The following is an 11,426-nucleotide window of genomic DNA, read 5'->3' on the forward strand; positions in this document are numbered from 1 at the left end:
TATGAGTTCTTCAGAGGGGTCCTTACGGCAATCGAATCGGCAGTGCGAAAAACTATGGTCCTTGGTTCTGTCAGCTATGGAGGTCGTCCGTGAGCACCGAGCGCGAGGTTGGGCCCACCGGGCCGCAGGGGGAGCAGCCCGCGGGTCCCCAGGAGGCGGCTGGCTCCGCTTCCGACGGCACCGCTCAGGGCGGCCACAAGCCGACGATGGCGTTCAGCCGGGTACCCGAGCCCGAGGCCAAGCCGGAGGCCGCTGACGCGGCGCCGGCCGACGGCGCTCCGGGCGACGGCGGGCACAAGCCGACGATGGCGTTCAGCCGGGTCCCGGAGCCGGAGGCCAAGCCCGAGCCGGCTGCGGCCGAGGCCGCCCCGGAGGCTCCGGCCGCCGAGGCCGCTCCCGCCGAGGGCGGGCACAAGCCCACCGTGGCCTTCACCAAGGTCCCGGCGCCGGAGGCCCCGGCGGCGCCCGCCGAGAAGCCCGCGGTCGACCCGGTCACCGGCTACATCGACGCCCCGCCGCCGGTGCTGCCGCCCGCGCCCCCCGTCGCGCCCGCTGCGCCCGCCGCGGCGGCCCCCGCCGTGCCGGCTGCTGCGCCGGCCCCGGCCCCGGCCCCGGCCGCCCCGGCCCTGCCGCCGGCTGCCAACCCGTACGCGACCCCGTCCCACGGCGTGCCCGCCGCCGGTGCGCAGGACCCGTACGGCGCTCCCGCCGCGGCTGCCCAGGAGCCGTACGGCGCTCCGGCCGCCGCCGGCCAGGAGCCCTACGGCGCCGCGCCCGCCGGTGCGCCCGCCGCCCACGACCACCACCCGTTCGGTGCCGGCCAGCCGCTCGGCGGTTGGGGCGCCGGCCACGACGCCACCTCGGGCGGCGCGGGCTACCCCGGCGGCCCCGGCGGCCCGCTCGGCTACCCGGCCGACTACTCCGGCGGCCCGAACGGCCCCGGCGGCCCGCGCAAGAAGCGCGGCGGCCTGGTGGCCCTGCTCGCGGCCGTCGCGCTGGTCGCCGGTGTGGCCGGCGGTGCGATCGGCGTGGTCGCCACCGGCCACACCAGCAGCAGCAGCTCGGTGGACGACCACCGCAGCACCACCGTCCAGGCCAGCAACACCCAGAAGAACGAGCCCGCCCCCGGGTCGATCGCCGCCATCGCGCAGAAGGCGCTGCCCAGCGTCGTCACCATCAAGGCGCAGGGCAACGGCGAGTCGGGCACCGGCACCGGCTTCGTCTTCGACACCGAGGGCCACATCCTCACCAACAACCACGTGGTCGCGCCGACCCTCAACGGCGGCAAACTGACCGTCAAGTTCGCCGACGGCACGTCCTACAGCGCCTCGGTGCTGGGGCACGCCGAGGGCTACGACGTCGCCGTGGTAAAGATCGACAACCCGCCGAAGGGCAAGCTGGCGCCGCTGCCGCTGGCCGACTCCGACAAGGTCAACGTCGGCGACGCCACCATCGCGATCGGTGCGCCGTACGGCCTGGAGTCCACCGTCACCAGCGGCATCGTCAGCGCCAAGGACCGTCCGGTCGCCTCCGGCGACGAGACCGGCTCGCAGGCCTCGTACATGAACGCCCTGCAGACCGACGCCTCGATCAACCCCGGCAACTCCGGCGGCCCGCTGCTCGACTCCAGCGGCGCGGTGATGGGCATCAACTCGGCGATCCAGTCCAACGCCTCCGCCAACGGCCGGGCCGGCAGCATCGGCCTGGGCTTCGCCATCCCGATCAACCAGGCCAGGTGGGTCGCGGACACCCTGATCAAGACCGGCAAGCCGGTCTACGCCAAGCTCGACGTGCTGCGCAACGACGACTACAAGGGCGACGGCGCGCAGATCCAGACCCGCGACATCCAGGGCCAGTCGGCCGTCACCCCCGGCGGCGCGGCCGACAAGGCCGGCCTCAAGCCGGGCGACGTGATCACCAAGCTCGGCGGCGTTCCGATCGACAACGGCCCCGCCCTGGTCAGCCGGATCTGGACGCACAAGCCGGGCGAGACCGTGGACGTCGAGTACACCCGCAACGGCCAGCCGTTCAGCACCAAGGTCACCCTGGCCGAGCGCGTCGGCGACCAGTGACCCCCGGGTGCGCGGAATCGTGTGCGCCGAACCCCGCCGGAACCGTTAGGCTGACCTCCGCCTGGAGAGCTGCCCGAGCGGCCTAAGGGAACAGTCTTGAAAACTGTCGTGGCGTGACCCGTCACCGTGGGTTCGAATCCCACGCTCTCCGCTGGTAGGAGAACCACCTGCTCAGGGCGGGTGCCGAGACCACTCGGCACCCGCCCTCGGTGTTCGTCGGGGCGGTTCGGGGCGGTCCGACGGCCGGGGTTGACCCTGACACCGTGGGAGGCGGTGGAGTGGGAGCACCATGTTGAACATCGGAGACTTCGCCAACCACGGCCGGGTGTCGGTGCGGATGCTGCGCCACTACGACGCGATCGGACTGCTGCGGCCCGCCCGGGTGGACCCGGTCACCGGGTACCGCTCGTACGGGGCGGGCCAACTCGCCCGGCTCAACCGGGTGATCGCGCTCAAGGACCTCGGCTTCACGCTGCAGCAGGTGCGGGCCGTCCTGGACGAACAGGTGGACGCGGCCGAACTGCGCGGGATGCTGCGGTTGCGGCGGGCCCAGCTCGCCGCGGCGATCGCGGCGGACGAGCGGCGGCTGGCCCGGGTGGAGGCGAGGCTCCGGACGATCGAGAGCGAGGGGAACATGTCCGAGCACGATGTCGTGGTGAAGCCCGTCCCATCCGTCCGGGTGGCCCAACTGACCGGCGTGGCAAGGAGTTACCAGCCGGAGGACATCACGCCGGTGATCGGCCCGCTGTTCGACGAGCTGTGCCGCCGGATGGCCGCGGCCGGCATCGAGGAGGCCGGCCCGGCCGTCGCCCGTTACGAGGACGCCCCGGAGGGTGACGGCTCGGTGCTGATCCTGGTCGCCGTGCCGGTCGGGCCGTCGGTGCGGCCCGACGGGTGCGACTTCGAGGTGGCCGACCTCCCGCCGGTCGAGGAGGCCGCGGCCATCGTCCACCGCGGGCCGATGGACGACTCCATGGCCAGCTTCCAGGCCCTGGCCCGCTTCATCGAGGAGAACGGCTACCGCTCGGCCGGCTATGCCCGCGAGCGCTACCTGGAGTGCCCGGAGGACCCGTCCGGCTGGGTCGTCGAACTCCAGGAACCGGTGACCCGCCGCTAGGGCGTGTGGGCCCTCGACCAGGTCGAGGGCCCTGGCGCCGCGCCTGACCCCGGGCGTGCCCCTGGTCTTGTCCAGGGGTACCCCGCGTGCGCCGACATCCCCGAGGCCCACTTGCCCGCCCCCTCCCCTCCGGGCAGAGTGCGGAGGTGGAGGCGGGTGGCCATCGAGTGGAGGCGGCGATGAGCGATCTGATGGACCGGCTGGTGCAGGGCCTCCCGGCGGAGGCCGTCGTGGTGGACCCCGATGTGACCGCCGCCTACAGCCATGACATGGCGGGCTTCTGCGCCGCCGGTGTGCCCGCCGTGGTGGTGTTCCCGGAGACGGTGGAGCAGGTGCGGCATGTGCTGCGCACCGCCACCGAACTGCGGGTGCCGGTGGTGCCGCAGGGGGCGCGGACCGGGCTGTCGGGCGCGGCGAACGCCGTGGACGGGTGCGTCGTGCTGTCCCTGGTGAAGCTGAACCGGATCCTGGAGATCGATCCGGTGAACCGCATCGCGGTCGTGGAGCCCGGTGTGGTGAACGCCGAACTCTCGCGGGCTGTGGAGGAGGTGGGGCTGTACTACCCGCCGGACCCGTCCAGCTGGGAGTCCTGCACGATCGGCGGCAACATCGGCACCGGCGCGGGCGGGCTCTGCTGCGTGAAGTACGGCGTCACCGGTGAGTACGTGCTCGGGCTGGACGTGGTGCTGGCGGACGGGCGGCTGCTGTCCACCGGGCGCCGGACGGCCAAGGGAGTGGCCGGGTACGACCTGACCCGGTTGCTGGTCGGTTCGGAGGGCACGCTCGGGGTGGTGGTGCGGGCGGTGCTGGCGCTGCGGCCGGTGCCGGCCCCGCAGCTGGCGCTGGCGGCGGAGTTCCCGAGCGCCGACACGGCCGGCGCGGCGGTCTGCGAGGTGATGGCGCGCGGGCTGACCCCGTCGCTGATGGAGCTGATGGACGCGGTCGCGGTGCGGGCCGTCAACGAGCTGGGGCAGATGGGGCTGCCGGAGTCGACCCGGGCCCTGCTGCTGGTGGCCTTCGACGGGCCGGACCGGGAGGCCGAGTTGGCGAAGGTCGCCGAGCTGTGCCGGGCGGCCGGGGCGACCGAGGTGGTGCCGGCCGAGGACCAGGCGGAGTCCGACCTGCTGCTGGCGGCCCGTCGGCTGGCGCTGCCCGCGATGGACCGGCTGGGCACCACGATGATCGACGACGTCGTGGTGCCGCGCTCCCGGTTGGCCGAGATGCTCAACGGCGTCGCGGAGATCGCCGAGCGGCACGCGCTGACCATCGGGGTGGTCAGCCACGCCGGGGACGGCAACACCCATCCGATCGTGATCTTCGATGCCGCGGACGAGGAGCAGGCGGTACGGGCCCAGCGCTCCTTCGACGAGATCATGGCGCTCGGGCTGGAGCTGGGCGGCACGATCACGGGGGAGCACGGGGTGGGGCTGCTCAAGCGGGACTGGCTGGCCCGCGAGTTGGGGCCGGTCGCGCTGGACCTGCAGCGGCAGCTGAAGGCGGTCTTCGACCCGCTGGGAATCCTCAACCCGGGCAAGATGGTCTGATTCTCCACACCCGCGGCTCGCTCTGGCGTTGCTCCCTGTTGTCGGTATTTTCAGTACGACTTTCAGATGGTCTATGAATGGCTGAAAAAGTCGATAGGGAAGGGTGGTCGAACTTTTCGGGGGCGCGTTCACAGGTGGGCTGCGCCGGGGTGGTGCGCCTAGTGGTTCGCGCGGCGTCGAAGCGCCGTTTCCCGGAGGTCGTCGAGCAGCCTCCCGTTCGGACGAAGTGCCAGGTCAGCGGTGGCGCGTCGGCGCGCTGTCCGGATCGACTGCCGTTATGCGCAGCGCGGGTGGATATCACGCTAACGGGCGAAAATCGCCCCGTCGACTAGTGCTTTGTCGATTTGTTGCGGAAGTCTGTCTCCCGGCGTCGCAGCCTGCAGGGGTTCGTCTGGCCGGCGAACTCCCGCACCCCGTGCTCGACAGTGCTCGATTAACAGCTTCTTGGAGGCTCACATGGCTCGCATCCATACCCGGCGGGCGGTCGGGTTCCTGCTCGCCGCCCCACTGGCGGCCGGCCTGCTGCTGGCGGGCGCCGGTGCCGCGGCCGCCGACAACGGCGCGGGTGCCGTGGCCGGCTCCAACGCCGGCGTGGTGTCCAACACGGGTACCGGCAACGTGTTCGGCGGGGTCGACGGCAACTACGTGTCCACCCAGCAGACGGCCACCGGTGCCGGTGCCTCGAACCAGGACAACACCCTCGCGGTGAAGGACAACGCGGGCAACGTCCTGGCCGGCCAGGGCAACAAGAACATCAACGTCATCTTCGCCCCGATCTTCCGCTGACCGCCTCGGGCACCACCGACGGCGGGGGCGCCGGAGGTGGACGGCCGCAGGTGAGCTGAGCATCCGTGGAGGGGCTCGAAGCGGTCCCGGGCGGGCTTTCGTCCGGGTGCGGATCGGACAAGTGCTTCGACCGGCCAAGCGGAAAGGGTCGCCGCGAAACCGGCCTCGTGGGCGGTGCCGTCATCGGCACCGCCCACGAGTGCGTTCGGCGACCGGTCGGCGGGAAGCCCCGGGGCGGTACGAAGAACCCGGCCCGGCCTACGGAGTCCCCGGTCCGGCGTGCGAAGTGCCCGGTCCGGCGTACGAAGCCCCTGGTCCGTACGGAGCTGCTGGTTCGTACAAGTCGCCTGCCCGTACGAGGCCCCCGGCCCGTCCGAGCGGCCCGGATCCGTTCACCGAGGGCCCGCGCCCGGAGCCGTCGGTCCACGGCGGTACGGTTGCGCTCCGACAGCGCACCACGTGCCCGGGCCCGGAACGGACGGCCCGGCCGGCGCGACGACCGCGGCAACCGGAAGGAAGGGCGCGCGATGGCGGCGGAGGACGAGGACCTGACCGGTCCGGAGGGGGCCAGGCCCGCACCGGAGCCGGAGGCACGCCCGGCGCCGCCGGACGAGCACCGGCCCGAGCCGAGGTCCGTCCCCGAGCTGCTGCTCGGCCGCCCGCCGATGGCCCGCCCGCTGCCCTCCTTCGACCACGAGGCCGCCCCCGCCGAGCCCGGCCCGCTGTTCGTGGACTGGCTCGCCACCGCTCTGGACGCCGGGGTGCTGGACCCGCAGGCCTTCACCCTCTCCACGGTCGACGCGGACGGCGTGCCGGACGCCCGGGTGCTGGTGCTGCGCGACGTCGACGCGGCCGGCACCGGCTGGAACTTCTCCGCCGCCGCCGACAGCCCGAAGGGCCGTCAGCTCGCCGACCACCCGGCCGCCGCGCTGTCCGTCTACTGGCCGCAGCTGGGCCGCCAGGTTCGGGTCCGCGGCACCGTCGAGCGGGCCGCCGACCTGGTCGCCGCCGCCGAGTTCGCCACCCGCTCGCCCGCTGCCCGGGTCGGCGCGCTGGTCGGGCGGCAGAGCGAGCCGCTGGGCGCGCTCGCCGAGTACGACGAGGCGGTGACGGTCGCCCGTCGCCGGCTGGAGGCCACCCCGGACGCGGTCGCGCCGGGGCACGCGGTCTACACCCTGTGGGCGCACGAGGTGGAGTTCTGGCAGGGCGACGCCCAGCGCCGGCACGTCCGGCTGCGCTACACCCGCACCGGCCCGGTCCGCAGCCCGGAGTGGTCGCGCACCCTGCTCTGGCCCTAACGCCCTAACGTCCTATCGCCGTCCGGCCAGCGTGGCCCCCACGCTGGCCGCCACCACGCAGCCGATCCCGGCCAGCTGCGGCGCGCCCAGCAACTGGCCGAGCACCACCAGCCCGACCAGCGCGCTGACCGCCGGCTCCAGGCTGACCAGCACGCTGAACACCCGCTGCGGCATCCGCCGCAGCGCGGTCATCTCCAGCGCGTACGGGATCACCGGCAGCAGCAGTGACACCCCGGCCACCGAGGCGAGCAGCACCGGTGGCGAGGCGCCGGGCGCGGTCAGCCCGTCCCAGGCCTCGCCGAGCCCGAACGGCGCCAGGGTCAGCGCGCCGACCGTCATCGACACCGCCAGGCCCTGGAACCCCTGGAAGCTGGCGCCGACCTTGTCGGTGAACAGGATGTACGCCGAGTAGCAGGCGGCCGCGCCGAAGGCGTACAGCAGGCCGACCGGGTCGAGCGAGCCGCCGCCGTCGCCCTCGCCGAGCAGGGTCAGCAGCACCACGCCGGCCGCCGCGAGCAACGCCCAGAGCAGGTGGCTGGCGCGCCGGGCGAAGACCAGGGCGACCGCGAGCGGGCCGAGGAACTCGATGGTCGCGGCGGTGCCCATCGGCAGCCGGTCGATCGCCCCGGCGAACAGGTAGGTCATCCCGGCCGAGGCCATGCCGAGCAGCGCGGCCGCGGCGAGGTCGCGCGGGCGCTTGTCGCGCAGCTTGGGCCGGGTCACGGCGAGCAGGATGACGGCGGCGAAGCCGAGTCGCAGGAAGGTCGTGCCGCTGACCCCGAGCGGGCCGAAGAGCGGCTTGGACAGCGCGATGCCGGTCTGCACCAGGAACATCGCGGCCAGACAGAGAAGCGGCGCCGGGATCCTCCCCCGGCCTTCGGTTGGGGGGTCCCCCATCGGGCGCCGCAGGACCTTGCCGAACCGGCCGCTGGTTCGGCCGGGGTGCACCCCGGGGGGTGCCGCGGGGCCGGGCTCCCCACCTCGTCGCCAGCTGCCCCGCTCGCCGGCGGGCTCGCCCTTGGGGGCGGGCGGCGTGGCAAGGGCCTCGGCGACGGCGGCGGCCGAGGTGGGGGCAGTGGTTTCGCCGGTATGGGAGGTGGGCATGCTGACGAGTTTGCCGTAAGGAGTGATAAAGCAGCAAGCTCGTTACAAGAATCGGGACGGATGCGGACGGGTACGCCCGAAAGGGCGGACTCGCATGGGGCCCGCCGCGTGGCTGACGCGCTCGTCCGATGGTCCGTCAGCATCAAGGCCGGGTGCGCCATCTCCGCCCCGCGGCCCTCCTCGCCGCCTCCCCCGCGCTCCTGCCGGCCACCGACAGGGCGGGCGTGAACGCCGGGGCCTCCGCCCCGACCGCCGGATGATCATCCGTCGATAGGGTGTCCCCTCAAGCAGCACGAGGGGGCGACATGTCGAACGGCCAGGACTACGGAGGCGCGCACGGGTACGGCTCCTCGCCGCAGCAGAACCCGTACGCGCAGGGGCAGTACGGGCAGAACCCGTACGCGCAGCCCGTCCCGTCGCAGCAGTCGTACGCACCGCAGCAGAACCCGTACGCGCCGCAACAGCCGGTCCCGCCGCAGCAGCCGTACGCGGCCCCGCAGTCGTACCCGCCCCAGCAGCCGTACGGTGCGCAGCCGCAGGCCGTCGGCCAGCCGCAGACCGCCGCCCAGCCGTCGCCCGCAGCCCGACAGCCCCACGCCGCCGCCCAGTTCGAAACCCCGGCACGGCCCGCCGGCTTCCCCGGCCCGGCGCCGCGCCGCAACCGCCTCGTCGTCCTGCTCCAGTTCCTCCTCCAGTGGATCTACGCCCCGCTCTGGATCATCGGGCTGGTGGTCGTCATCGCGCTCGTCATCCTCTCCGACTACAGCGGGAGCGGCCCCAGCTCCGACGGCTGGCTGAAGGTCAACCGCAGCTTCATCCCGCCGCGCCGCCTCCGGGCCGAGCTCACCGGCCGCCCGGAGGACTGGGAGCGCTACGTCACCCCGGTGCTCAAGCGCCGCATCGCCGTCGCCGAGGTGGCGCATGCCGCCGGCGGCGGCCAGGTGCAGGTCGACCTCAGTCGCGAGATGTCGATCGCGCTCGCCGCGCGCCTCTACCGGGGCCTCGGCGCCGACGGCGTGGTCCGGGTCGCCGAGCGGCTCGGCTGGCAGGGGGCGTCGTCAGGTACCGATGCCGAGCGGGTCCGGCTCGTCCGCCGCTTCCCCGCACCGCCCGCCCCGAACGCCCCGTCCCCGCAGGACCCGCCCGCCGCCCCCGGCACCCCGTGGGGCCCGCAGCCGACCCGCTTCGCGCCGCTGCTGCCCGTCATCTTCCTGCTCCAGATCGTCTACATCCCGGTGTACGGCCTGCTCACCTTCTGGATCGACCGCCCCGATCCCGATCACTGGTCGTGCTGGGGAGCCCGGTGGACGGTCGGCCCGCGCGCCTTCCGGGCCGAGTTCACCGACAGCCCGGCCGCCTGGGACCGCCACATCCGGCGCATCCTCAAGCGCGACACCACCCGTGAACTCGGCCGCACCGCCGACAGCTACGGCCGGCTCGTCGCCCCCGACGGCACCTTCCTGCGCCGCGTCCAGCTCCACCGCGCCACCTACCGCGGCGCCGGCGCCCACCAGGCCCTGCGCATCGCCGCCGAACAGGGCTGGACTCTCGACCCCGCCTACACCCCCGACCCCGTCAACTCGCTCCGGCTCTGCCGTCCCGACCACCGCTGAGCCGCGGTCGGCCCGGCAGCGCGGGCAGGGCGCCGCGTCGCCGGAGGGGTGCGGGAGCGCTTGTGGGGAGAAACCGGGGCGAACCAGTGATCAGTGCAACGGGGTCGGGGTGCTGACAGCGGGCGGACGGAACGGCACAATCGGGCACGTCCGCGCGCATTACCGACCGGTAGGTGTGCCGCAGGCGCCGCCAGTGCCGCCAGGTCGAGGAGGACCCGTGTTCAGCACGATGCAGGACGTACCGCTCACCGTCACCCGGATCCTGGAGCACGGGTCGACGATCCACGCCCGTTCCACCGTCACCACCTGGGACGGCACCGGGCCGGTCGTCCGCAGCTACGCCGAGGTGGGCGCCCGGGCCGCGCAGCTCGCGTACGCGCTGCGGGACGAGCTCGGGGTGACCGGGGACGACCGGGTCGCGACCCTGATGTGGAACAACACGGAGCACCTGGAGGCGTACCTCACCGTCCCCGCGATGGGGGCCGTGCTGCACACGCTCAACCTGCGGCTGCCGGGCCGGCAGCTGTCGTTCATCGTCAACCACGCCGCCGACCGCGTGATCATCGTCAACGGCAGCGTGCTGCCGCTGCTCGCCGCCGTGCTGCCGGAGCTCGCGCCGACGCTCAAGCACATCGTGGTGGCCGGCCCCGGCGACCGCTCGCTGCTGGCCGGCTTCGCGGGCGGCGTGCACGACTACGAGGAGCTGATCGCCGACCGGCCCACCGACTACCCGTGGCAGCGGGACATCGACGAGCGCCAGGCCGCCGTGCTCTGCTACACCTCCGGCACCACCGGGGACCCGAAGGGCGTGCTCTACAGCCACCGCTCGATCTACCTGCACTGCATGCAGGTCAACACCGGCGACAACTTCGCCTTCACCCCGCGCGACACCGCGCTGCCGGTGGTCCCGATGTTCCACGTGAACGCCTGGGGCATCCCGCACGCCTCGTTCATGTCCGGCGCCAACCTGCTGATGCCGGATCGTTTCCTCCAGCCCAAGCCGATGGCCGAGATGATCGCCGCCGTCCGCCCCACCGTCAGCGCCGCCGTCCCCACCATCTGGAGCGGCCTGCTGGACGAGCTGGACGCGGGCGACTACGACACCTCCAGCCTGCGCATGGTGGTCATCGGCGGCAGCGCCTGCCCGCCCTCGCTGATGAAGGCCTTCGAGGAGCGCCACGGCATCCGGGTGCTGCACGCCTGGGGCATGACCGAGACCTCCCCGCTCGGCTCCTTCGCCCAGCCGCCGGGCGGCCTCACCCCCGAGGAGGAGTGGCCGTACCGGATCACCCAGGGCCTCTTCCCGGCCTCGGTCGAGGCCCGGCTGATCGGCCCGGGCGGCGAGCGGATGCCGCACGACGGCGTCTCCGCCGGCGAGCTGGAGGTGCGCGGCCCGTGGATCGCCGGTGCGTACTACGGCGGCGCCGGGCAGGACCCGCTCCGCCCGGACGACAAGTTCTCCGAGGACGGCTGGCTGCGCACCGGCGACGTCGGCACCATCACCGCCGACGGCTACCTGACCCTCACCGACCGGGCCAAGGACGTCATCAAGTCCGGCGGCGAGTGGATCTCCTCGGTGGACCTGGAGAACCAGTTGATGGCCCACCCCGAGGTGGCCGAGGCCGCCGTGGTCGCCGTCCCGGACGAGAAGTGGGGCGAGCGCCCGCTGGCCACCGTGGTGCTGCGCCCGGGCGCGACCGCCGGGCTGGAGGAGCTGCGGGCCTTCCTGGCCGAGCGGGTCGCCTCCTGGCAGCTGCCGGAGCGCTGGGCGATCGTCGAGTCGGTGCCGAAGACCTCGGTCGGCAAGTTCGACAAGAAGGTGATCCGGGCCAGCTACGCGGCCGACGAGCTGGATGTCACGGTGCTCGGCAAGGCGTAGCGGAGGGGCGGCG

General features: G+C 73.5%; 8 protein-coding genes and 1 tRNA gene. 8 read left to right on the forward strand and 1 reads right to left on the reverse strand.

Annotated elements, in window-relative coordinates; translation table 11 throughout:
• The first annotated feature begins 89 nt into the window (after positions 1-89).
• From ACH4E7_RS04470 to ACH4E7_RS04495, 6 genes are all read left to right on the forward strand, one after another.
• Positions 90-2,072 carry a S1C family serine protease gene (locus ACH4E7_RS04470; protein WP_396247491.1) on the forward strand — a complete coding sequence of 661 codons (1,983 nt, stop codon included), beginning with the start codon at positions 90-92 and terminating at the stop codon, positions 2,070-2,072.
• A gap of 63 nt (positions 2,073-2,135) precedes the next feature.
• Positions 2,136-2,223: transfer RNA gene (locus ACH4E7_RS04475), tRNA-Ser, on the forward strand.
• A 138-nt stretch (positions 2,224-2,361) separates the two neighbouring features.
• Positions 2,362-3,189, forward strand: coding sequence for a MerR family transcriptional regulator (locus ACH4E7_RS04480; RefSeq protein ID WP_396247492.1), 828 nt, complete (start codon positions 2,362-2,364; stop codon positions 3,187-3,189).
• Between the two features lie 179 nt (positions 3,190-3,368).
• Complete coding sequence (locus ACH4E7_RS04485) at positions 3,369-4,733, forward strand: FAD-binding oxidoreductase (RefSeq protein WP_396247493.1); 1,365 nt, start codon at positions 3,369-3,371, stop codon at positions 4,731-4,733.
• 456 nt (positions 4,734-5,189) lie between these two features.
• On the forward strand, positions 5,190-5,519 hold the full coding sequence (locus ACH4E7_RS04490; RefSeq protein WP_396247494.1) for a hypothetical protein: 330 nt from the start codon (positions 5,190-5,192) through the stop codon (positions 5,517-5,519).
• A gap of 527 nt (positions 5,520-6,046) precedes the next feature.
• Entirely contained in the window at positions 6,047-6,817 is a 771-nt protein-coding gene (locus ACH4E7_RS04495; protein ID WP_396247495.1) for a pyridoxal 5'-phosphate synthase, read from the forward strand.
• Positions 6,818-6,829: 12 nt separating this feature from the next.
• Here the strand turns inward: ACH4E7_RS04495 and ACH4E7_RS04500 are convergent, their stop codons facing one another.
• Complete coding sequence (locus ACH4E7_RS04500) at positions 6,830-7,921, reverse strand: EamA family transporter (RefSeq protein WP_396247496.1); 1,092 nt, start codon at positions 7,919-7,921, stop codon at positions 6,830-6,832.
• Between the two features lie 305 nt (positions 7,922-8,226).
• On the opposite strand from ACH4E7_RS04500, the gene ACH4E7_RS04505 reads away from it, so the two are divergent.
• Together ACH4E7_RS04505 and ACH4E7_RS04510 are read left to right on the forward strand one after the other, a co-directional pair.
• Positions 8,227-9,534: a hypothetical protein gene (locus ACH4E7_RS04505; protein ID WP_396247497.1), complete on the forward strand. Its 1,308-nt coding sequence runs from the start codon at positions 8,227-8,229 to the stop codon at positions 9,532-9,534.
• Between the two features lie 217 nt (positions 9,535-9,751).
• A complete protein-coding gene (locus ACH4E7_RS04510) occupies positions 9,752-11,413 on the forward strand; it encodes a long-chain fatty acid--CoA ligase (RefSeq protein ID WP_396247498.1) in 1,662 nt (553 codons plus the stop codon).
• The last annotated feature ends 13 nt before the right edge of the window (positions 11,414-11,426 follow it).

The organism is Kitasatospora sp. NPDC018058 (assembly GCF_044327205.1).
Taxonomy (GTDB): Bacteria; Actinomycetota; Actinomycetes; order Streptomycetales; family Streptomycetaceae; genus Kitasatospora.